Raw genomic sequence first — 20,778 nt, 5'->3', positions numbered from 1 at the left:
CCTTGATGTTCAAGCAGCAGGCTTACATATTCGGGTAAGTCGGCCCGCCAGCACCTTCCGGCGTGACCCAGGTGATGTTCTGCGAAGGGTCCTTGATGTCACAGGTCTTGCAGTGCACGCAGTTCTGAGCGTTGATCTGGAAGCGCTTCTCGCCGTCTTCCTGGGTGATCACTTCATACACGCCCGCCGGGCAGTAACGCTGGGCCGGTTCATCATAGAGCGGCAGGTTGGTGCCGATCGGGATGCTTGGGTCTTTCAACTTCAAGTGGCACGGCTGTTCTTCTTCGTGGTTGGTACCGGAGATGAATACCGAGCTGAGTTTGTCGAAGCTCAGCTTGCCGTCGGGTTTCGGGTAGTCGATCTGTTTGCTGTCTTTGGCCAGCTTGAGGCAGGCGTAGTCCGGCTTGGTGTCGTGCAGGGTGAACGGTATTTTGCCACCGAGAATGTTCTGGTCGAACCAGTTGAAGCCGGCGCCGATGATCGGGCCGAACTTGTGCATCGCCGGGCCGAAGTTACGGGTGGCGAACAGTTCATCAAAGAGCCAGCTTTTCTTGAAGCTGTCGACGTAACCGATCAGCTCGTCCGCACCTTCGGAACCTGCAAACAGTTGCTCTGCCACTGCATCTGCCGCGAGCATGCCGGACTTCATGGCGGTGTGGCTGCCCTTTATCTTGGCCACGTTCATGGTGCCCAGGTCGCAGCCGATCAGCGCGCCACCCTTGAACACCATCTTCGGCAACGAATTGATGCCACCCTTGGACAAGGCCCGAGCGCCGTAACTGATGCGCTTGCCGCCTTCCAGGTACTGCTTGAACACCGGGTGATGCTTGAGGCGCTGGAACTCGTCGAACGGCGACAGGAAGGTGTTGCTGTAGGAAAGATCGACGATCAGGCCGACGACCACCTGGTTGTTTTCCAGGTGATAGAGGAATGAGCCACCGGTGTTCTCATTGCTCATGATATCCAGCGGCCAGCCGGCGGTGTGTAGCACCAGGCCTGGCTGATGTTTGGCCGGGTCGATTTCCCAGATTTCCTTCAGGCCGATGCCGTAGTGCTGGGCGTCGGCGTCACTGTCCAGGTTGAAGCGCTGGATCAGTTGCTTGCCAATATGCCCGCGGCAGCCTTCGGCGAACAGCGTGTACTTGCCACGCAGTTCCATACCTGGGGTATAGAGGCCTTCTTTCGGGTTGCCTTCGCGGTCGACACCCAGGTCGCCGGTGATGATCCCGCGCACCACGCCATTCTCGTCGAACAGCGCTTCCTGGGCGGCGAAGCCTGGGTAGATTTCCACGCCCAGGTTTTCGGCTTGCTGAGCCAGCCAGCGGCACAGGTTGCCCAGGGAAATAATGTAGTTGCCTTCGTTGTGCATGGTCTTGGGCACAAAGAAGTCAGGGACCTTGGTAGCGGTTTCGCTGGAGCGCAGGACATAAATGTCATCGCGCACCACCGGGGTATTGAGCGGGGCGCCCAATTCTTTCCAGTCCGGGAACAATTCGTTCAGCGCCCGTGGTTCAAACACGGCACCGGACAGGATGTGAGCGCCGACTTCGGAGCCTTTTTCGACCACGCAGACGCTGATTTCCTTACCGGCTTCGGCGGCCTTCTGCTTCAGACGGCAGGCGGCAGACAGGCCTGCCGGGCCAGCGCCGACAATGACCACGTCGAATTCCATGTATTCGCGTTCCACAGGCTATCTCCTACTCAAGGCTCTACAGTTTTTTTTCTAATGTGGAGGTTGGGTGTCCCATCCATCGTTTTCCGGGGCCCATATTTCGTGATCTTCGGCGCAAAGGTAACAATGGATCACACACCGCTCTCTCTAAGCGGCGCATTATATCTACACCACCTCCAGCGTCCAATACAAACGTTTGTTTGAATCGTCCGCAACCCACATAAATCAAAGAAGCGCGGCTTATAACTGACCATTTTGCCGTATTGACCGGAATAGGCGTTCCGGTCAATATACGGTCGGTTTTGCGCTTCCCGTAGGCGGACCGCAGGTTTCAAGGCCACCTCCAAAAATAGGGCGAAGGCCATGCAAGGTGACGCGCAGGTATCTGACGGCGCGCAGTTTACACGCAGTGACAATGAATGACTTGCCGGTCACCCCTGACGAACGGTCTTTATTATTGCCAACGTGCAACGTTACCTGTCATGACGGTCTACGTTTTTAGAGGTGCCCTTGTGCGCCGTTGAGCATCTACCGCCAGGTTTGTCCGGGCGGCTTTCTTTTCACCGGAGAGTAACGAGGAAACCATGAAGGTTCTTGTAGCTGTCAAACGAGTGGTCGACTACAACGTCAAGGTTCGCGTCAAAGCGGACAGCTCCGGCGTCGACCTCGCTAACGTCAAGATGTCGATGAACCCTTTCTGCGAAATTGCAGTGGAAGAAGCCATACGCCTGAAAGAGAAAGGTGTTGTGACTGAAATCGTCGTCGTCTCCATCGGTCCGACCACTGCTCAAGAGCAGTTGCGTACCGCCCTCGCGCTGGGTGCCGATCGTGCCATCCTCGTTGAGTCCGCTGAAGAGCTGACCTCCCTGGCCGTTGCCAAGTTGTTGAAAGCCGTTGTCGACAAGGAACAGCCACAGCTGGTGATCCTTGGCAAACAGGCCATCGACAGCGACAACAACCAGACTGGCCAGATGCTGGCTGCACTGACCGGTTACGGCCAGGGCACCTTCGCCTCGAAAGTCGAAGTCAGCGGCGACAGCGTTGCCGTGACTCGCGAAGTCGACGGCGGCGCGCAGACAGTTTCCCTGAAACTGCCGGCCATCATCACCACCGACCTGCGTTTGAACGAGCCGCGCTACGCGTCCCTGCCAAACATCATGAAAGCCAAGAAGAAGCCTCTCGAAGTGCTGACTCCGGACGCTTTGGGCGTTTCCACCGCCTCCACCTACAAGACCGTGAAAGTCGAAGCGCCGGCTGCACGCAGCGCGGGTATCAAGGTCAAGTCGGTGGCTGAACTGGTCGAGAAACTGAAAAACGAAGCGAAGGTAATCTAAAAATGACTATCTTGGTAATCGCTGAACACGACAGCAAAGTACTGGCTCCGGCCACGCTGAACACCGTGGCTGCCGCTGCGAAAATCGGTGGTGATATCCACGTGCTGGTCGCTGGCCAGAACGTCGGTGCCGTCGCTGAAGCCGCTGCAAAAATCGCGGGTGTGAGCAAAGTGCTGGTAGCTGACAACGCTGCCTACGCTCACCAACTGTCGGAAAACGTTGCGCCGCTGGTAGCAGAGCTGGGAACTGGCTACAGCCACATTCTCGCGGCAGCTACTTCCAACGGCAAAAACATCCTGCCGCGTGTTGCTGCGCAGCTGGACGTTGACCAGATCTCCGAGATCATTTCGGTTGAAAGCGCCGACACCTTCAAGCGTCCGATCTATGCCGGTAGCGCCATTGCCACCGTGCAGTCCACTGCATCGGTAAAAGTCATCACTGTGCGTGCCACCGGTTTTGATCCGGTTGCTGGCGAAGGTGGTTCGGCTGCGATTGAAGCTGTTGCTGCTGTCCACGATGCTGGCACTTCCAGCTTCGTTGGCGAAGAGCTGGCCAAGTCGGATCGTCCGGAACTGACCGCTGCCAAGATCGTCGTTTCCGGCGGTCGCGGCATGCAGAACGGTGACAACTTCAAGCACCTGTACGCCCTGGCCGACAAGCTGGGCGCTGCGGTCGGCGCTTCCCGCGCTGCCGTCGATGCAGGCTTCGTACCCAACGATATGCAGGTCGGCCAGACCGGCAAGATCGTTGCGCCACAGCTGTACATTGCCGTCGGTATCTCCGGCGCGATCCAGCACCTGGCCGGTATGAAGGACTCCAAAGTGATCGTCGCGATCAACAAGGACGAAGAAGCACCGATCTTCCAGGTGGCTGATTACGGCCTGGTGGCGGATTTGTTCGAAGCCGTACCAGAGCTTTCGAAGCTGGTCTAATCCAGCTGCTTCACTTATAAAGAGCCCGGTCTTTTGACCGGGTTTTTTTATGAGCGCGATTTTTTGATCGGAGAACCATGCCATGGAACTGCGTCGCTGGACTGTACTGCTGGGCCTGTCGCTGGTGCCGACCCTGTCCCTTGCCGCCGGCAAATGCGATCGCCTGGTGGTAACCGGCAGCCCGGATGCGCCGCCCTACCTGTGGCGTGACCCCCAGGACCCTACGCACTTGATCGGCGCTACCGCCGACGTGCTGCAGCAAGTGGCCAAGGACCTGGGCGTGAAAATCGACCTGCTGTATGGCGGCAAGCGCTCTGCGGCGCTGGATGAAGTGCGCAGCGGGCGTATGGATATCCTTGCCGATGCGCCGTTGACCGTCAGCGAGCTGGAAAGCCTGGACTACATCCACCCGGCGCTGGCGCAAACCGACTATCTGGTCTGGACTCGCGCGGGTTCGCCCCAGGCCTACAACCAGGCGACGGACCTGCTCGGCCGCAAGGGTGCGGTCTCGGAAAAGGCGCGACTGACCCGCGACTTTGAAACCTTCGCCGGTGAACAATTGACCCTGCAGCGCACGCCAACCCTGACCCCGGCCTTTCAGAAACTGCTGCTGGGAGAGGTCGACTACGTGATCGCGGGGCGCTACTCCGGCATGGCCATGGCCCAGACCCTGGGCATGAGCAAAGACCTGGTTGCCTGGGAACCGCCCATCGATCAGCCCGGTCTGTTCCTCGCCATTTCCCACAACTCGGCCTGCAATGATCCGTGGTTACGCGGACAGCTCGCCAAAAAGATGACAGAATTGCCCGCGTCCGGTCTGACGGAGGCCGCTCTGCAGCGCAATCTTGAGCGCTGGAAGGCGCAATTGCGGCAACCCGTCGGAACCCCAACAAAGTAGGGATTTTTAGTGAATATTCGACCTCTTTTCGCGGCCCTCGCCGTTGTAGCCCTGGCGGGATGTGCCGCAGATCCTGCGCCGAATGAACAAATGCGTCTGACCCAGCAAGCCCTGGAACAAGCCACTGCCGTAGGTGCCGTCGCCGATGACGTGCCTGAGTTGAAACTGGCCGAGGGCAAGTTCGCCCAGGCGAAGGCCGAAATGGCTGATGAATCCTTCAAGGATGCCCGCATGCAGGCTGAACAGGCCGAGTTGGACGCCCGTCTGGCAGAAGCGCAGGTGCTGACCCAGAAGAGCCAGGAGGAGTTGGATGTGCTCAACACGCGCATCACCCGCCTGCGCAAACAGCTGGGAGACGCCCAATGAACCCGATGATTCGTGGTTGCTGTGTGCTGCTGCTGGGCAGCGCGGCGCTGGGTGGGTGTGCCAGCCATCCCAGCAGTGAGGTTGTCCTGCAACAGGCCGGTAATGACTTCCAGAAGGTCAAGGAAGACACCAACGTGCTGCGCATCGCCCCCAAGGACGTGATTCGTGCCGGTGAGTCTCTGGCCCGTGCTGACCGTTTGTCCACCTATTGGGGCAGCGGTGCCGACGTGGTGCATTACGCTTACCTGAGCCAGCGCTACAGCGCGATTGCCCGGGAACATACCGAGCAGGTACTCAACGAAGAGCGTGGTGCCAAGCTCGAACTGGAGCGCCAGCGCCTGCAACTGGCCTTGCGCGAGGCCAAGCTGCTCAGCGTGCAGCAGCAGGGCAAGTGGCTGGAGGAGCAGATCGTCAGCCTGGCCACCACCCAGACCGATCGCGGGCTGGTGATGACCCTCGGTGATGTGCTGTTCGACACCGGTGAAGCGGAACTGAAAAACTCGGCGAACCGCACCGTGCTGAAAATCGTCCAGTTCCTGCAACTCAATCCCAAGCGCGTGGTGCGGATCGAGGGCTACACCGACAGTACCGGTGGCGAGCATGAAAACCTCAAGCTGTCCCGGGATCGTGCCCAGGCGGTGGCCGATGTGCTGGTAGACCTGGGGGTCGATGAAAAACGGGTCCAGGTGGAAGGCTATGGCGACCAGTATCCGGTCGAAGTGAACGCCTCGGAGCGTGGCCGTGCGCAGAACCGTCGCGTTGAAATCGTCTTCTCCGATGAAAAAGGCCAACTCGGCGCTGCCCGTAGTTGAAGATCCGTTGTAGGCGCGAGCTCGCTCCTACAGTTTTGATGGGCAACTTGAAACCCGATCCCTGATCGGGCTTTTCATGCCTGAGATTCAGTTCGCAACCCATACAGTTTTTTCTATCACTGGCGCCTGCGCTCGACTATTCTCGCAACTGTCCCCGTACACTTCTAAACTGTGCCGGTATGTTTCACACAAAAATAAAATACCCGTGAAATTGAGTGCTGCGTCATGACCAACCTCCTGCTTTACCAACGTATCGCTCAGCAACTTGCTGAGGATATCCGACGTGGTGTCTATCAACCGGGTGAGCGCGTGCCGTCGGTACGCAAGATGAGCTCCCAGCTCAACGTCAGCCATGCCACCGTGTTGCAGGCCTACGCCAACCTGGAAGACCAGGGCTTGATCCGTGCACGGCCGCAATCCGGGTATTACGTGCACCAGACCCCGGCCCTCACTGCGCCAACGCCGGACATCGCTCGGGTTGAGCGTCCTGGGTTAGTCACCCGTAGCAGCATCATCCAGCAAGTGCTGGTGGAGTCCCGTCGCGAAGGCGTGTTCCCGTTGGGCGCGGCCGTGCCAAGTGTCGATTACCTGCCAGTACGGGCGCTGCACCAGCAACTGGCTAAGGTCACACGCTTTCAGAGCCCGCGGGCCTTCAGCTACATGTTCAGCCCCGGTTTTGAACCGTTGCGCCGACAAGTGGCGATCCGTATGCGTGATGCCGGCGTAGTGGTCGATCCTTCCGAGGTGGTGATCACCCACGGCTGCGTTGATGCCCTGCAGATGTCCCTGCGGGTGCTGACGCGGCCCGGCGACCTGATTGCCACCGAGTCGCCGACCTATTACGGCTTGCTGCAACTGGCGGACTTGCTGGGGCTCAAGGTCATCGAGATCCCTAGCGACCCGGCCACCGGCATGAGCCTGGAAGCTCTGCAACTGGCGGCCAACCAATGGTCGATCAAGGCCTTGGTGCTGACCACGCGCCTGAGCAATCCCTTGGGCGGTACCATGCCGGAAGAGCGGCAGAAGCAGTTGCTGCGCCTGGCCTCGGACTTCGATATCCAGGTTGTCGAAGACGATATCTATGGCGAGTTGATGTTTGAGCTGGGCCGCACCAAGGCCCTCAAAGCCTACGATCGCCTGGACCGAGTGATCTACTGTTCCAGTTTCTCCAAGACCCTGTCCCCCGGCATACGCATCGGCTGGATGATCGCCGGCAAGTACCAGCAGGAAATCCAACGGTTGCAAATGTTCAGCACCCATTCGGCGTGCAGCGTCACCCAGATGGGCGCGGCGGCGTACCTGGAGAACGGCGGTTACGACCGTCATCTGCGCTACATTCGTCAGGAATACCGCAAGAACCTCAGTGCCTTTCAACTGGCGGTGCAGCAGTATTTCCCCGAGGGTACGCAGATGAGTCGTCCGAGCGGCGGATTTATCCTGTGGGTCAGTTTGCCTGGGCGGGTCAATACTCAGGAACTGCACGTGCGTGCGCTGCAACAGGGCATCAGCATTGCACCGGGGCTTATTTTCAGTAATACGGAACAGTTCAACCACTGTATCCGCCTAAATTGCGGTACGCCGTGGAATCGCGAGGCTGAACGGGCATTGATGACCCTGGGAATGCTGGCGAACCAGTTGTGCCAGGAGGCGGCGAGCGGTTTTTGAACCGCGCAAAGGGCCACAGGTTAATCACCACGCTTGTCATGCTGCACTCAACAAGCGAGCATATGGCCCTCTGCCGTTAAAGCTGTTGGCGATATGAATCCTACTTTTCCTGCCGCGTTGTTGATCTGCCTGCTGAGTCTGTGTAACGCCGCGCCGGTGCTGGCTGCTCCCGTCAGTGAGCCTGTTGTGGCAGCGAATGCCGAACCAAAGCCTGTGCCCGCGAAAAAAACAGTCCAGCCCAAAAAAGCTGCTGCCGTGAAGAAACGTGCACCGGTCGCCAGCAAATCCAAGTCGGCCCACGAAGTGGCCCAGACTAAACTGCCGCCAGCCCATCTGGACTTGCGCTTGCCGCAGGACATGGTCAGGCGCCTGCAGCCCCTTGGCACCTTGCCACAGCCGAAAAGCGTGCCGCTGCTCCCGCCGATGTTTGGTGAGAAACCTGTCGACAACAGCGCGTTCCAGATCAACGGCCGCCTGCTGAGCAATGAAATGATGCTACAGCTGCGTAACGAAGAGCGCCGGGACGTGGAAGGTGCGGCGCTGGATTTCGAGTTCAAGCAATAAACTATTCCCGCCAAGGTGACGCGAATCGCTGATCTTCTGTCGCAGACTGGTCAGTCACTTTTGTTTTGTGCGAAAAACCCCTGTTGGACCATTTTAAAACGGCTGTTTAAGGGCGTACTCTAGCCCGGCCATCAACACTTTGCCGTCGAGGACCGCTTGTCATGAAATGCCGTGAAGGCTGTGGCGCTTGCTGCATTGCCCCCTCCATCAGCTCACCTTTACCGGGGATGCCCCACGGCAAACCTGCGGGCGAACGCTGCCTGCATCTGTCTGTCGAACAGTTGTGCCAATTGTTCGGCCAGCCAGAGCGGCCTGCGGTGTGCAGTGCGTTTCAGGCGGATCTGGAGGTCTGTGGCAGCAGCCAGGAAGATGCAATCAGACTGATTGGCTGGTGGGAGCAGATGACGGCGGCTTAGTGGGCATTTCAATGTCGCAACTTCAACAATAAGGAATACAACAATGGGTTCGCTGAAACGACTGGCTGTGTTGTGCGGTTTTACTGTTTTGTTTGCTGCCACTGCCCAGGCCGAAGATTGGCAGACTGCCAAGGATGAAGACGGTATCAAGGTGTCCTTGAGTGAGGTGGCCGGGTCCAAGTACAAGGCTTATCGTGGTGTGACCGTGATCAAGGCGCCATTGGCCAAGGTGCAGGCTTTGCAGGACGACGCGGTAGGGGCCTGTAAGTGGATTCATGAATGCAAGTCGCAAAAACTGCTCAAGCAGGAAGGCGACAAGAGCTGGACCTACACGCAGTTCAAGGCACCGTTCCCGGTGACAGACCGTGACTCGATCTTGCAGATCACCACCACCAAGGACGCAGACGGTAGCGTGACCCGCAAGCTGCTGGAAGTGCCTACCTACCTCCCGGTAGAGAAGGGTTATGTGCGTGTGGCCCAGGTCGAAGGCTTCTGGAAGCTGGTGCCTAAAGGCGCCGACCAGACCGAAGTAACCTACCAGGTCCACACCGAGCCAGGCGGCAGCGTGCCGTCGTGGCTGGCCAACAAGTTCGTGGTGGACGCGCCGTTCAACACCTTGAAAGCCCTCAAAGACAGCGCCGAAAAGTAAGCGCGGCCGATCAGGTGCCTCCTGCTTGAGTGGAACGATTGCCAAACCCTCAAGGTCCAGATGTCTGTAAACCCATCCATGGGTTTTATCGAGGAGGCACTGATGCAAAAGTGGCAAATTACCTTCGTTGATGATCATGGCGATCAATCCGTGGAACTGTTCGACTGCGAACAGAAACCCAGTACCGAAGAGGCTGCACGGATGATCCGTGCCAAATTGCTGCCGGTGGCTGCTGAACTGGATCTCAATGACCTGGAAGGCCGCACCAACGAGCCAACGGTCAAAAGCCTGAAAACCCAGAACAGTATTCAAATCCTCAGCATTACCCCTGTTGCCTGAACATTCCCTGTACATCACACACGACCCTCTGGTGGAGGTGATAGCTTCGCGCTACTCTGCAAGGGAGATCAGCGAATGAATCGCTAAGGTCTGGTCTTGTCAGCTACATGCTTATCTCCCAGCGGTGAAACCATTGCCGTATCACCCGCGCCATTCGAGTGCGGGTTTTGGGAAGTACGGAAAGTCTATCCATCGGTTTTAGGAGGACGTTTCATGAGCACAGCTTATCAAGAAGACATCAGCACCAACGTGTTGCGCCGCATGAAAGAGGGCGGCTTTGATTTTTCACGTTTCCACCCCATCGAGTTTTACGCCATTTTCCCGGATGAGGAACATGCGCGCAGGGCTGCGGGTCGATTTCGTGGGGAATCCCTCAATGCCCAGGTCAGCGTGCGGGATGACGGTGCCGGGTACCTGGAACTGAGCAAAGTAATGTTCGCTACCTACGACGGCATAGGAGACTTTGAGCAAGACTTTGAGGCGGTGGTCGAGCCCTTGGGCGGGATCATCGAAGGATGGGGCGTGAAACAGGAGGTTCGTGGGTTGCCCATGTAGCTTATGAACAACACAGCGTATCGGCTGACCTTTGGGTCGGCCGATTTTGTTTCTGCTCCCGGAAAACCCTCAAGCCATTCTCGGAAATATCCTGCACAAAAAAAGGCCACCCGGGCAGGGTGGCCAAAAGGGAAGACCGGGCATGAAGGGGAGCCGGTCGGTACATGAGGTACCAAGTTACCGGCGAGGCAATGGGTGAAGCTGTAGGACGTGTCCTGTTCAGCGTGTGGGGGCGATTATCCCCAGTGTTTATCAGGCAGTGAAATCAACTCTGGCTATGCTGGTGATAGGCAAAGCTCGCTTCGCAATGAGGCACGGCGGGCGACGCTGGATCATTTGCTGCACCGGGACGGTGCGGCGTGACTAATAGCTCTACCCAACTGATTGATATTTAAGTGTTTATGCCGCTGGCACGGGTCTTGCGATGGTCCCTTGCGTCTGGGTGACAAGGAGTTCGGCATGATCCGCACTTATTATGATGAGATGTACGACGGGGCAGGGCTGGTTCGCCCTCATTACCGCGAATTCGCCCGCTGGTTGGCCGAAACCCCGACGGAGCTGCTGGCCCAGCGCCGGCGCGAAGCCGATCTGCTGTTTCACCGCGCCGGAATCACCTTCACCCTGTACGGTGACGAGCAGGGCACCGAGCGCCTGATTCCCTTCGATACCATTCCCCGCAGCATTCCTGCCAGTGAATGGCGGATTGTCGAGCGCGGCTGCATCCAGCGGGTCAAGGCGCTGAACATGTTTCTCGCCGACCTGTACCACGAACAACGGATCATCAAGGCCGGGATTATTCCCGCCGAACAAGTTCTGGCCAACGAGCAATATCAGTTGGCGATGCAAGGCCTGGACCTGCACCGTGATATCTATTCCCACATCTCCGGGGTCGACCTGGTACGGGATGGCGACGGCACCTACTACGTTCTCGAAGACAACCTGCGCACCCCCAGCGGCGTCAGCTACATGCTCGAAGACCGCAAGATGATGATGCGCCTGTTCCCTGAACTGTTCGCCGCCCAGCGTATTGCCCCGATAGATCATTATCCAAACCTGTTGCTCGACACCCTTAAAAGCTCCAGCCCGCTGGATAACCCCAGTGTTGTGGTGCTCACACCGGGACGCTTCAATAGTGCGTTCTTCGAACATGCATTCCTGGCACGGGAAATGGGCGTCGAGTTGGTGGAAGGCGCCGATCTGTTTGTGCGCGATGACCGTGTTTTCATGCGCACCACCGACGGGCCGAAAGCCGTGGACGTGATCTATCGCCGTCTCGACGACGCCTTTCTCGACCCCCTGGCTTTCAACCCTGACTCCATGCTCGGCGTACCGGGCCTGCTGGCGGCCTACCGCTCGGGCAATGTGGTGCTGGCCAACGCCATTGGTACTGGGGTGGCGGATGACAAGTCGGTGTACCCCTTTGTTACCGACATGATCCGTTTCTATTTGGATGAAGAGCCGATCCTGAAGAATGTTCCGACCTTCCAGTGCCGTAAACCTGATGAATTGTCCTACGTGCTGGCCAACCTGCCTGAGCTGGTAGTCAAGGAAACCCAAGGCTCCGGCGGCTACGGCATGCTGGTAGGCCCGACCTCCAGCGCTGCAGAGATCGAAGCCTTCCGCGCGCGGATCAAGGCTAAACCCCACGCTTATATCGCCCAGCCGACCTTGTGCCTGTCCACCTGCCCGACCTTTGTCGAAAACGGCATTGCGCCCCGGCATATCGACCTGCGTCCGTTCGTGCTGTCTGGCAAGGAAACCCGCGTGGTACCTGGCGGCCTAACCCGTGTGGCGCTGCGTGAAGGCTCGCTGGTAGTCAACTCGTCCCAGGGCGGCGGCACCAAAGACACCTGGGTGGTTGAGGATTGATGCCATGTTGAGTCGAACTGCCTCGGATTTGTATTGGATGTCACGCTATCTGGAGCGCGCGGAAAACCTCGCGCGGATGCTTGATGTCAGTTATTCGCTGTCGCTGATGCCCCAGGATGGGCGCGGCGATGGCCTGCACGAACTGGCGATGCCGCTGTTGATCACCGGCACCCTGGACGATTATCGCGAGCGCCACGGCGAACTGCATGCCGAGCGCCTGCTGCACTTTTTTGCCCTGGATGCCGCGAACCCGGCGAGTATCTACAGCTGCCTCGGTGCCGCCCGGGCCAGCGCCCATGCCGTGCGTGGGCGAATCACCGCTGACATGTGGGAAAACATCAACGCCACCTGGCTGGAGATTCGCGGTATTGCCCAGCAGGGCTTGAGCCGCTATGGCATGAGCCGTTTCTGCGAGTGGGTCAAGGAGCGTTCCCACCTGTTTCGCGGTGCCACCTACGGCACCATCATGCGTAACGACGCTTTTCGTTTTATTCGCCTGGGCACCTTTATCGAACGGGCTGACAACACCCTGCGCTTGCTGGACGCCCGTTATGAAATGGCCGGTGATCAGGCCGAAGTCGTCATCGATGGCACCGCCCACGCCTACTACCAGTGGAGTGCGCTGCTGCGGGCCTTGTCGTCGTTCGAGGCCTACACCGAGATTTACCGCGATGCGCCGGGTGCCCGGCAGGTGGCTGAGTTGCTGCTGTTGCGGGCCGACGTTCCGCGTTCGCTACGGGCTTGCAGCGAGGAGATCGATCAGGTCCTCGCCAGCCTGCCGGGTATCAACGGTCGTCCGGCCCAGCGCTTGGCCGCCGAGATGGACGCACGCCTGCGCTTTACTGCGATCGACGAAATCCTGGAGGAAGGCCTGCACGCCTGGCTGACCGACTTCATCCCGCTGGTGCGCCAGTTGGGTAACGCTATTCACAGTTCCTACCTGGAGGCGGCATGAGACTCTCCATCAGCCACGAAACTACCTACCACTACGAAGACCAGGTACGCGCCAGCATCCAGTACCTGCGCCTGACGCCCCACGACAGCGAGCGTCAGCATGTACTCAGCTGGCAACTGGACCTGCCGCGCCCGGTGCGGGCGCAATTGGACCCGTTCGGCAATATCCTGCATGTACTGACCCTGGATGAGCCCCACGAAGCCATCATCATCGGCGCCCGTGGCCAGGTGGATATCGACGAGTTACGCGAGGCCGAGCATGAGAGCCAGTCGGCGTTTCCGTTCCTGCGTTGCACCCGCTTGACGGAACCTGACGAAGCGCTGCGCAGCTTTGCCGAAAAGCAGTGCCAAAAGCGTCGGGATCGCAGCGCTTTGATCGACCTGATGCATGCCCTCAACCAGTACATGACCTACTCGCCGGGCGCCACCGAAGTCGACACCTGTGCCGCCCAGGCCTTCGCCGGTCGTGCGGGAGTTTGCCAGGACCACACCCACGCTTTCCTGGCCTGCGCTCGTAGCCTGAGGGTTCCGGCGCGGTATGTGTCGGGATATTTGTACAGTGAAGACAGCGAGCACCTGGCCAGTCACGCCTGGGCCGAAGCCTGGCTGGATGGCGCCTGGTACAGCTTTGACGTGACCAACCAGTTGGCCCGGCCGGAGCGGCATTTGAAGCTGGCGGTGGGGTTGGACTACCTGGATGCCTGCCCGGTACGCGGCATGCGGCGCGGCGGAGGCCATGAGCAGATGCATGCCAAGGTGTTTGTGGCGCCAATGCCGGCGATTTCGGTGCAGCAGCAGTAGGGTTTAGCCTGCTATCGCAGGCTTGCTTACAATGAGCATAGGTATTTACACATCGTGCAGCTCCGCTATTTTTCGTAGAAGCTGTCGAGCTTTAGCGAGGCTGATCTGATGACGGTGGTGCGGCCGACGTAGCCTCACTGGGGCTCGACAACTGCGGCGGTTCTTGTCGTTAACATGCGTGCGATTAGGTCTTTCCAGTCACCTCAAGGCTGCTGCTTACGCCCCGCCATATGCTTCAAATACCCCACCAGTAAATCCAGCTCTCTGTCTGGCAACACACTGGCCGCAAACGCCGGCATCTTCGCCTGGGGCCAATGCCTCATGCTCTGTGGATCACGAATGTAGCGCTTGAGGAAATCACCGCTGAAGTACTCGGTCGGGTTGTAGGGGATATTCAGGTCTGGCCCGACCTGGGCATCGCCGGCACCATTGAGCCGATGGCAGGCCAGGCAGTTTTTCTGAAACAGCGCAAACCCTCGGTTGATCGGGTCATCCGCCGCCAGCTTGGGATCTGGCAACAACGCCGGGAAGCGTTCGGCAACCGTCTTCAGCTGTTTGATCCCGCCGATCTGAAACGGCCATTGCTCGGGGCTGATATGGCCCGCTTGCGGGTCAGTCCAGACCAGATAAAACGGTCCGGCGCCAGGTTTGCCAGTCGCCAGCGGCGGCCACGGGTGAGCCGGGTCTTCCACCGCCAGCCAGGCCCGGCTGCCGGTTTTTTCAAGCAGGGGAGCCGCTGTCAGCTCCGCGGCAAAGCCATCGAAGGCCACCGCTTGCAGATGGTTTTCAGGCCGTATACCCGGTAGCAGAACCGCCAGCGGAACCGCGCGATAGGTCATGGTGCGCTTGTAGGAAACGTCATCGACAATCTGTACCGTTTGCGCAGCCGGGTGTTTGAGCAAATCAGCGGTTTGCCAGATTTTGCTGGTGTGATCCAACTCGATGGTCAACTGCGCAGCAGAGGCAGGCAAGGCCAGCAGCAGGGTCAAGAAGGCGATGATGTATTTCAAGGGCTGGCCCGCGATAGCTCACTGTCAATCGGCCTGACTTATCAAGGCCGAAACCGTGGCTAACGATACCGGAAAACCACAAACAATCAGTACGCAAAAAGACAGCCCCTACGACGGGACAGCTGTACGCAATTTCCCGGTAGGTGCTGCCAAAGGCTGCATGCCTGGTGCTGTATTGGCACAGGTGGAGAATGAATCAGTCACCCAATGATCTTGGTCAGATTGGGCAAAATCAGAATCAGAGTGGTGGCGAAAAGAATGAGTCCCGCCTGACGTACTTTCGATTGTTTGAACATGGCTGACTGCCTTTTGTTGTTATTCCTGAGCGTCAAATGCGTGCCGGTACATTTCACTATGAAGGTCGAACATGTCGCTTTTTTTACAGGTGCCCCAGCAAAACCCGGCAGCCACCTCTTGAAGCTCCTACAAATTCAACCTTAGAGCCCTCGTTGTCCGTGGCTTAGATCCCTTTAATATCAATCGATATGAAAATCCTCTAAAAAATGCATGAGGCATATTGCCAGCTCGGCGGCAGCCCCTTGGCTAGACAGCTAAAACGATTAATCAGGGGTTTCCATTAGCCTCCTACCGTTCGTCTGAGCATGCGCGTCAAGGTCAATGAGCGCTTCGGTCATTGAATACAGCGCTTCTGCGCCTAAGGTAAGAGCACGGTCGGCTCTCGTCTTTGAGAGCTTCATTGCACAGCGGTTCGAGGACGTCATGACCCAAGCTTTGATCTTTGATGCGATACGCACGCCCCGGGGCAAAGGCAAGGCCGATGGCGCCTTACACAGCGTCAAACCGGTGAACCTGGTGGCCGGGCTGCTGGCGGCGCTGCAGCAGCGCACAGGCCTCGACACTCGGCAGGTGGATGACATCGTCCTCGGCTGCGTCACTCCGGTGGGGGACCAGGGCGCGGACATCGCCAAGACCGCCGCGCTGGTGGCTGACTGGGACGTCAGCGTCGCAGGTGTGCAGATCAACCGTTTTTGTGCGTCCGGCCTGGAAGCGGTCAACCTCGGGGCGATGAAAGTGCGCTCCGGTTTCGAAGACCTGGTGGTGGTCGGCGGCGTTGAGTCCATGTCTCGTGTGCCCATGGGCAGCGACGGTGGCGCCTGGGTGCTGGACCCGCAAACCAACTTGCACAGCCACTTCACGCCTCAAGGCATCGGTGCTGACCTGATAGCGACCCTGGAAGGCTTCAGCCGCGAGGATGTCGACGGCTTTGCCTTGCACTCCCAGCAGAAAGCGGCGAGGGCGCGTTCGGACGGGTCATTCAAAAAATCGCTGATCGCGGTGCAGGACCAAAACGGCATCGTGCTGCTGGATCAGGACGAGTTCATCCGCGCCGACTCCACCCTGGAGGGCCTGGGCAAGCTCAAGCCCAGTTTCGAAATGATGGGCCAGATGGGTTTCGACGCCACCGCGTTGCGGGTCTACAGCCATGTGGAACGCATCAACCATGTGCACACACCGGGCAACAGCTCCGGAATCGTTGACGGTGCTGCGTTGATGCTAATCGGTTCCGAAGCCAAGGGGCGCGAATTGGGCCTACAACCACGAGCGCGAATCGTCGCCACGGCGGTGACCAGCACCGATCCGACCATCATGCTCACCGGCCCAGCGCCTGCCACCCGCAAAGCCCTGGCCAAGGCCGGCTTGCGGGTTGAAGACATCGACCTCTTTGAGGTCAACGAAGCCTTTGCCTCGGTGGTGCTCAAGTTCATCAAGGACATGGGCATCGACGCCGCGCGGGTCAACGTTAACGGCGGCTCCATCGCCATGGGCCATCCTCTGGGCGCGACGGGTTGCGCGATCCTCGGCACCCTGCTCGACGAACTGGAGGTGCGCCAGCAGCGTTATGGCCTGGCCACCCTGTGCGTGGGCGGCGGCATGGGTATCGCCACCATTATCGAACGCCTCTGAGCCTAAGGAATTTGTCATGACCGATGCCATTCGTTACGAAAAAGGCCAGGACCAGATTGTGGTGCTGACCATGGACATGCCGGGCCAGAGTGCCAACACCATGAATGCGGTGTACCGCGACGCCATGGCCGCCACCGTCGCGCGCCTGGAAGCGGAAAAGGATTCGATTGCCGGAGTGATCATTACCTCGGCGAAAAAGACCTTCTTCGCCGGCGGCGACCTCAATGAATTGATCAAGGTTGAAAAGCCCCACGCCAAGGCCTTCTACGACATGGTCCTGGGGTTGAAGGCGCAACTGCGCACCCTGGAGACTCTTGGCAAACCAGTGGTGGCGGCCATCAACGGCGCGGCCCTTGGCGGTGGCTGGGAAATTTGTCTGGCGTGCCAGCACCGCGTGGCGCTTGACCACAAGTCGGTGCAGATCGGCTTGCCGGAAGTCACCCTCGGCCTGCTGCCGGGCGGTGGCGCAGTGGTGCGGATGGTGCGCATGCTGGGCTTGGAGAAAGCTTTTCCCTACTTGCTGGAGGGCAAAAAAGTCACGCCGCAACAGGCCTTGCAAGCTGGATTGATCGACGAGCTGGCGACGGATCTCGACGAGCTGCTGGCTAAGTCTCGGGCCTGGATACTCGCCAACCCGACGGCCAAACAGCGTTGGGACGTCAGCGGCTACCAGATCCCCGGCGGTACGCCATCTAACCCGAAAGTCGCGCAAATGCTCGCCATCGCCCCATCGATTCTGCGCAGCAAAACCAATGGTTGTTTCCCGGCTCCGGAGAAAATTCTCTGCGCCGCCGTGGAGGGCGCCCAGGTTGATTTCGACACCGCGCAGTTGATCGAGACCCGTTACTTCACGGAGCTGACCACTGGCCAGGTGGCGAAAAACATGATCGGCACCTTCTGGTTCCAGCTCAATGAAATCAACGCTGGCGGTTCGCGACCACAAGGCTTCGCTCCATACGTCACACGCAAGGTCGGCATACTCGGCGCCGGGATGATGGGCGCGGGGATCGCCTACGCCAGCGCTTGTGCCGGGATCGAGGTGGTGCTTAAAGACGTCACCCTGGCTGCAGCAGAGAAGGGCAAGGCTCATTCTGCAGCGCTGCTGGACAAGAAGGTCAGCCGTGGGCAACTGACGGCCGAGCAGCGAGAAAGCACGCTGGCGCGGATTCATCCTGCAGAGCTCGATGCCGACCTTGCCGGCTGCGACCTGGTCATTGAAGCGGTATTTGAAGACCGAGACCTCAAGGCCAAGGTCTCGGCCGCCGCGCAACGCGTTGTCGGTGCCGACGCGGTGATCGCCTCAAATACGTCTACCTTGCCCATCGGTGGCTTGGCCAAAGCGGTGCCGGACCAGGGCAAGTTCATCGGTTTGCACTTCTTCAGCCCGGTGGAAAAAATGCCCCTGGTGGAGATCATCAAGGGCGCCAATACCAGCGACGAAACCCTGGCCCGAGGTTTCGATTTCGTACTGCAGATCAAGAAAACCCCGATCGTGGTCAACGACAGTCGCGGCTTCTTTACCTCACGTGTATTTGGCACCTTCACCAACGAAGGCATCACCATGCTCGGTGAAGGCGTGGCCGCGCCGATGATCGAGACTGAGGCGCGCAAGGCCGGCATGCCCATTGGCCCGCTCGCGATCTCCGACGAAGTTTCCCTCAGTCTGATGAGCCATATCCGTCAGCAGACGGCCAAGGACTTGCAGGCCGAAGGTAAAGCAATGCCTCAGCATCCGGCGTTCGCCGTGATTGATCTGTTGCTCAATGAATACAAACGGCCTGGCAAGGCAGCCGGCGGCGGTTTCTACGAATACCCCAGCGGAGGGCAAAAGCATTTGTGGCCGGAGCTGAAAAGTCGTTTTGAGAAAACCAGCCAGCAGATTTCGCCCCAGGATGTACGGGACCGACTGCTGTTTATCCAGGCCATCGAAACAGTGCGGTGTGTGGAGGAGGGCGTGTTGATGTCCACTGCCGATGCCAACGTAGGTTCGATTTTTGGTATTGGTTTTGCGGCCTGGAGTGGCGGGGCATTGCAGTTCATTAATCAATATGGCCTGAACGACTTTGTTGCGCGGGCGCGTTACCTGGCCGAGCAATATGGCGAGCGGTTTTCGCCGCCGGCCTTGTTGCTGGAAAAAGCGGCGCAGGGTGCGACGTTCTGACTGCAGCGAGGTAAAGTGACATAGGCTAGGGCTTGCCTTGCTGGGGTATTTCAAGGCAGGCTTCTTGCGTGTGCATTATTCCCATCACCGTGTCAGGTATTTTTTATGTCGCTACGCGTCTGCATTCTGGAAACCGATATCCTGCGTCCGGAACTGGTCGATCAATATCAAGGTTACGGGCAGATGTTTCAGCGCCTGTTCTCCCAGCAGCCGATTGCCGCTGAGTTCACCGTCTACAACGTAATGCAGGGCGATTATCCGGCCGATGATCAGGTATTCGATGCGTACCTGGTGACGGGCAGCAAGGCCGACTCTTTTGCCACCGATCCGTGGATCGAAACCCTCAGGACGTACCTGCTGAAGCGCTATGAACGTGGCGACAAATTGCTGGGTATCTGCTTCGGGCATCAACTGCTGGCGCTGCTGCTGGGCGGCAAGAGCGAGCGGGCGACCCAGGGTTGGGGCGTGGGTATTCACAACTACAAACTGGCTGCCAAGGCTCCGTGGATGAGTCCGGTGGTGGAAGAACTGACACTGTTGATCAGCCACCAGGATCAGGTCACGGCGCTACCGGAAAACGCCACGGTAATCGCGTCCAGTGATTTCTGTCCGTTTGCCGCCTATCACATCAATGACCAGGTGTTGTGCTTCCAGGGCCATCCTGAGTTTATCCACGATTACTCGCGGGCACTGTTGGATATCCGCCAGCTACACCTGGGCGAACAGGTCTATCAGAAAGGTATGGCCAGCCTGGAGCATGACCACCACGGCGTCACCGTGGCGGAGTGGATGATGCGGTTTGTTGCGCACAAACCGCAGGTTGCCTGATCAATAAGTCTGCGGGGTGACTTACAACCACCCCGAACGCTTGAAGCTTACCCACAACCCGATGCAACCCGTCGCGATAAACCCCAACACGCCAAAATAACCGTAATGCCATTGCAGCTCCGGCATGTTCTGGAAGTTCATCCCATAGATCCCGGCCACCGCCGTGGGGAACGCCAGGATCGCCGCCCAGGCGGCAAACTTGCGCTGCACCACGCTCTGGCGAGACGCTTCCAGCAACACCCCGATCTCAATGGTCTGGCTGGCGATATCCCGCAGGGTCGCCAGGTCTTCCATCTGCCGCGTGACGTGAATCTGCACATCGCGAAAATACGGGCGCATGTTCTTGTCGATAAACGGAAAGCTCAGCTTCTGCAGTTCCTCACTGATCTCCACCATCGGCGCCACATAGCGGCGTAGTCGCAGCACATCGCGGCGCAGCCCGTGGAGATGCTGGACATCCCGCTCACTCAGGGAATTGCACAGCACGTTGCGCTCCAGTTCATCGATTTCGGCATGAATTGCTTCGCTGACTGGCTGGTAGTTCTCGGTGACAAAATCCAGCAGCGCGTAGAGTACGAAGTCTTCCCCGTGCTCCAGCAACAATGGACGCGCCTCACAGCGTTGGCGCACGTAACCGTAGGACGCCGAGTGGCCATTGCGGGCAGTGATGATGTACCCGTTGCCGGCAAAGATATGGGTTTCGATAAACTCCAGCTTGCCTTCATGGCGAACTGGCGAGTAGGTCACGATAAACAGCGCATCGCCGAAGGTTTCCAGCTTGGGCCGGCTGTGTTTTTCCAGGGCATCTTCGATGGCCAGTTCATGCAGGTTGAACTGGCGTTGCAGATTGGCCAACTCCTGAGCGTTGGGCTCTTCGAGGCCAATCCAGACAAAATGGTCAGGCTTGGCGGCCCAGGCAGCGCCTTCGTCGAGGGTGATGTTAGTGACTTTCTTCCCGGCGCTGTAGACGGCGGCGGCAACAACTCTACCCATAGTGCTGATCGCTTCTTTATTTGGATGGCTGCGG

20 protein-coding genes are annotated in these 20,778 nt (G+C 58.6%); 17 read left to right on the top strand and 3 right to left on the bottom strand.

The annotated features are described in order from the left end of the window. Nucleotides 1-22: 22 nt before the first annotated feature. Nucleotides 23-1,687 (bottom strand): electron transfer flavoprotein-ubiquinone oxidoreductase, encoded by a 1,665-nt coding sequence (locus tag ACZRJ6_RS00885; RefSeq protein ID WP_463969853.1) that lies wholly within the window; start codon nt 1,685-1,687, stop codon nt 23-25. A 569-nt stretch (nt 1,688-2,256) separates the two neighbouring features. Between ACZRJ6_RS00885 and ACZRJ6_RS00880 the strand changes: the two genes are divergently transcribed. The 14 genes from ACZRJ6_RS00880 to ACZRJ6_RS00815 all read left to right on the top strand — a co-directional run bounded on the left by ACZRJ6_RS00880 (nt 2,257) and on the right by ACZRJ6_RS00815 (nt 13,826). Then, nucleotides 2,257-3,006 carry an electron transfer flavoprotein subunit beta/FixA family protein gene (locus ACZRJ6_RS00880; RefSeq protein WP_463969854.1) on the top strand — a complete coding sequence of 250 codons (750 nt, stop codon included), beginning with the start codon at nt 2,257-2,259 and terminating at the stop codon, nt 3,004-3,006. Nucleotides 3,007-3,008: 2 nt separating this feature from the next. Continuing rightward, nucleotides 3,009-3,938, top strand: coding sequence for an electron transfer flavoprotein subunit alpha/FixB family protein (locus ACZRJ6_RS00875; protein ID WP_463969855.1), 930 nt, complete (start codon nt 3,009-3,011; stop codon nt 3,936-3,938). Nucleotides 3,939-4,020: 82 nt separating this feature from the next. Continuing rightward, nucleotides 4,021-4,836, top strand: coding sequence for a substrate-binding periplasmic protein (locus ACZRJ6_RS00870; RefSeq protein WP_463969856.1), 816 nt, complete (start codon nt 4,021-4,023; stop codon nt 4,834-4,836). A 9-nt stretch (nt 4,837-4,845) separates the two neighbouring features. After that, nucleotides 4,846-5,202, top strand: a complete 357-nt coding sequence (locus tag ACZRJ6_RS00865; RefSeq protein WP_463969857.1) for a DUF4398 domain-containing protein — start codon at nt 4,846-4,848, stop codon at nt 5,200-5,202. Beyond that, the gene (locus ACZRJ6_RS00860; protein WP_463969858.1) at nt 5,199-6,014 is read left to right on the top strand and encodes an OmpA family protein; all 816 of its coding nucleotides are present in this window, start codon (nt 5,199-5,201) and stop codon (nt 6,012-6,014) included. Before ACZRJ6_RS00865 ends, ACZRJ6_RS00860 begins: the two co-directional genes overlap by 4 nt. Nucleotides 6,015-6,239: 225 nt before the next feature. Next, nucleotides 6,240-7,679, top strand: a complete 1,440-nt coding sequence (locus ACZRJ6_RS00855) for an aminotransferase-like domain-containing protein (RefSeq protein ID WP_133101737.1) — start codon at nt 6,240-6,242, stop codon at nt 7,677-7,679. 93 nt (nt 7,680-7,772) lie between these two features. After that, nucleotides 7,773-8,243 carry a translation initiation factor 2 gene (locus ACZRJ6_RS00850; RefSeq protein WP_463969859.1) on the top strand — a complete coding sequence of 157 codons (471 nt, stop codon included), beginning with the start codon at nt 7,773-7,775 and terminating at the stop codon, nt 8,241-8,243. 161 nt (nt 8,244-8,404) lie between these two features. Beyond that, nucleotides 8,405-8,659: a YkgJ family cysteine cluster protein gene (locus ACZRJ6_RS00845; protein WP_133101735.1), complete on the top strand. Its 255-nt coding sequence runs from the start codon at nt 8,405-8,407 to the stop codon at nt 8,657-8,659. 43 nt (nt 8,660-8,702) lie between these two features. Further along, complete coding sequence (locus tag ACZRJ6_RS00840) at nt 8,703-9,308, top strand: START domain-containing protein (protein WP_463969860.1); 606 nt, start codon at nt 8,703-8,705, stop codon at nt 9,306-9,308. Between the two features lie 78 nt (nt 9,309-9,386). Continuing rightward, complete coding sequence (locus tag ACZRJ6_RS00835; RefSeq protein ID WP_133101894.1) at nt 9,387-9,647, top strand: hypothetical protein; 261 nt, start codon at nt 9,387-9,389, stop codon at nt 9,645-9,647. 213 nt (nt 9,648-9,860) lie between these two features. Continuing rightward, nucleotides 9,861-10,202 (top strand): ribonuclease E inhibitor RraB, encoded by a 342-nt coding sequence (locus ACZRJ6_RS00830; protein ID WP_133101733.1) that lies wholly within the window; start codon nt 9,861-9,863, stop codon nt 10,200-10,202. 459 nt (nt 10,203-10,661) lie between these two features. Then, nucleotides 10,662-12,071 (top strand): circularly permuted type 2 ATP-grasp protein, encoded by a 1,410-nt coding sequence (locus ACZRJ6_RS00825; RefSeq protein WP_149412080.1) that lies wholly within the window; start codon nt 10,662-10,664, stop codon nt 12,069-12,071. Nucleotides 12,072-12,075: 4 nt separating this feature from the next. Then, nucleotides 12,076-13,026: an alpha-E domain-containing protein gene (locus ACZRJ6_RS00820; RefSeq protein ID WP_463969861.1), complete on the top strand. Its 951-nt coding sequence runs from the start codon at nt 12,076-12,078 to the stop codon at nt 13,024-13,026. Continuing rightward, nucleotides 13,023-13,826, top strand: a complete 804-nt coding sequence (locus ACZRJ6_RS00815; protein WP_463969862.1) for a transglutaminase family protein — start codon at nt 13,023-13,025, stop codon at nt 13,824-13,826. The genes ACZRJ6_RS00820 and ACZRJ6_RS00815 overlap by 4 nt, the downstream gene beginning before the upstream one ends. A gap of 203 nt (nt 13,827-14,029) precedes the next feature. On the opposite strand, the gene ACZRJ6_RS00810 is transcribed toward ACZRJ6_RS00815, so the two are convergent. Next, complete coding sequence (locus tag ACZRJ6_RS00810) at nt 14,030-14,836, bottom strand: c-type cytochrome (protein WP_463969863.1); 807 nt, start codon at nt 14,834-14,836, stop codon at nt 14,030-14,032. Nucleotides 14,837-15,556: 720 nt separating this feature from the next. On the opposite strand from ACZRJ6_RS00810, the gene ACZRJ6_RS00805 reads away from it, so the two are divergent. The 3 genes from ACZRJ6_RS00805 to ACZRJ6_RS00795 all read left to right on the top strand — a co-directional run bounded on the left by ACZRJ6_RS00805 (nt 15,557) and on the right by ACZRJ6_RS00795 (nt 19,751). After that, nucleotides 15,557-16,762: an acetyl-CoA C-acetyltransferase gene (locus ACZRJ6_RS00805; RefSeq protein WP_149412076.1), complete on the top strand. Its 1,206-nt coding sequence runs from the start codon at nt 15,557-15,559 to the stop codon at nt 16,760-16,762. 16 nt (nt 16,763-16,778) lie between these two features. Further along, nucleotides 16,779-18,923 (top strand): 3-hydroxyacyl-CoA dehydrogenase NAD-binding domain-containing protein, encoded by a 2,145-nt coding sequence (locus ACZRJ6_RS00800; RefSeq protein WP_463969864.1) that lies wholly within the window; start codon nt 16,779-16,781, stop codon nt 18,921-18,923. 105 nt (nt 18,924-19,028) lie between these two features. Continuing rightward, complete coding sequence (locus ACZRJ6_RS00795; protein ID WP_350614470.1) at nt 19,029-19,751, top strand: amidotransferase; 723 nt, start codon at nt 19,029-19,031, stop codon at nt 19,749-19,751. Between the two features lie 21 nt (nt 19,752-19,772). Here ACZRJ6_RS00795 and ACZRJ6_RS00790 read toward each other — a convergent pair whose 3' ends face one another. Then, nucleotides 19,773-20,744, bottom strand: coding sequence for a magnesium and cobalt transport protein CorA (locus ACZRJ6_RS00790; RefSeq protein ID WP_463969865.1), 972 nt, complete (start codon nt 20,742-20,744; stop codon nt 19,773-19,775). Nucleotides 20,745-20,778: the final 34 nt, after the last annotated feature.

The organism is Pseudomonas sp. C321 (assembly GCF_055407105.1).
This window is presented reverse-complemented; position numbering and strand designations above follow the sequence as displayed.

Coding starts and splice junctions, on each gene's coding strand:
- ACZRJ6_RS00860 (WP_463969858.1), top strand. CDS start 5,199: ATGAACCCGATGATTCGTGGTTGCTGTGTGCTGCTGCTGGGCAGCGCG.
- ACZRJ6_RS00880 (WP_463969854.1), top strand. CDS start 2,257: ATGAAGGTTCTTGTAGCTGTCAAACGAGTGGTCGACTACAACGTCAAG.
- ACZRJ6_RS00815 (WP_463969862.1), top strand. CDS start 13,023: ATGAGACTCTCCATCAGCCACGAAACTACCTACCACTACGAAGACCAG.
- ACZRJ6_RS00800 (WP_463969864.1), top strand. CDS start 16,779: ATGACCGATGCCATTCGTTACGAAAAAGGCCAGGACCAGATTGTGGTG.
- ACZRJ6_RS00790 (WP_463969865.1), bottom strand. CDS start 20,744: ATGGGTAGAGTTGTTGCCGCCGCCGTCTACAGCGCCGGGAAGAAAGTC.
- ACZRJ6_RS00820 (WP_463969861.1), top strand. CDS start 12,076: ATGTTGAGTCGAACTGCCTCGGATTTGTATTGGATGTCACGCTATCTG.
- ACZRJ6_RS00855 (WP_133101737.1), top strand. CDS start 6,240: ATGACCAACCTCCTGCTTTACCAACGTATCGCTCAGCAACTTGCTGAG.
- ACZRJ6_RS00825 (WP_149412080.1), top strand. CDS start 10,662: ATGATCCGCACTTATTATGATGAGATGTACGACGGGGCAGGGCTGGTT.
- ACZRJ6_RS00875 (WP_463969855.1), top strand. CDS start 3,009: ATGACTATCTTGGTAATCGCTGAACACGACAGCAAAGTACTGGCTCCG.
- ACZRJ6_RS00850 (WP_463969859.1), top strand. CDS start 7,773: ATGAATCCTACTTTTCCTGCCGCGTTGTTGATCTGCCTGCTGAGTCTG.
- ACZRJ6_RS00835 (WP_133101894.1), top strand. CDS start 9,387: ATGGGTTTTATCGAGGAGGCACTGATGCAAAAGTGGCAAATTACCTTC.
- ACZRJ6_RS00845 (WP_133101735.1), top strand. CDS start 8,405: ATGAAATGCCGTGAAGGCTGTGGCGCTTGCTGCATTGCCCCCTCCATC.
- ACZRJ6_RS00795 (WP_350614470.1), top strand. CDS start 19,029: ATGTCGCTACGCGTCTGCATTCTGGAAACCGATATCCTGCGTCCGGAA.
- ACZRJ6_RS00840 (WP_463969860.1), top strand. CDS start 8,703: ATGGGTTCGCTGAAACGACTGGCTGTGTTGTGCGGTTTTACTGTTTTG.
- ACZRJ6_RS00870 (WP_463969856.1), top strand. CDS start 4,021: ATGGAACTGCGTCGCTGGACTGTACTGCTGGGCCTGTCGCTGGTGCCG.
- ACZRJ6_RS00830 (WP_133101733.1), top strand. CDS start 9,861: ATGAGCACAGCTTATCAAGAAGACATCAGCACCAACGTGTTGCGCCGC.
- ACZRJ6_RS00805 (WP_149412076.1), top strand. CDS start 15,557: ATGACCCAAGCTTTGATCTTTGATGCGATACGCACGCCCCGGGGCAAA.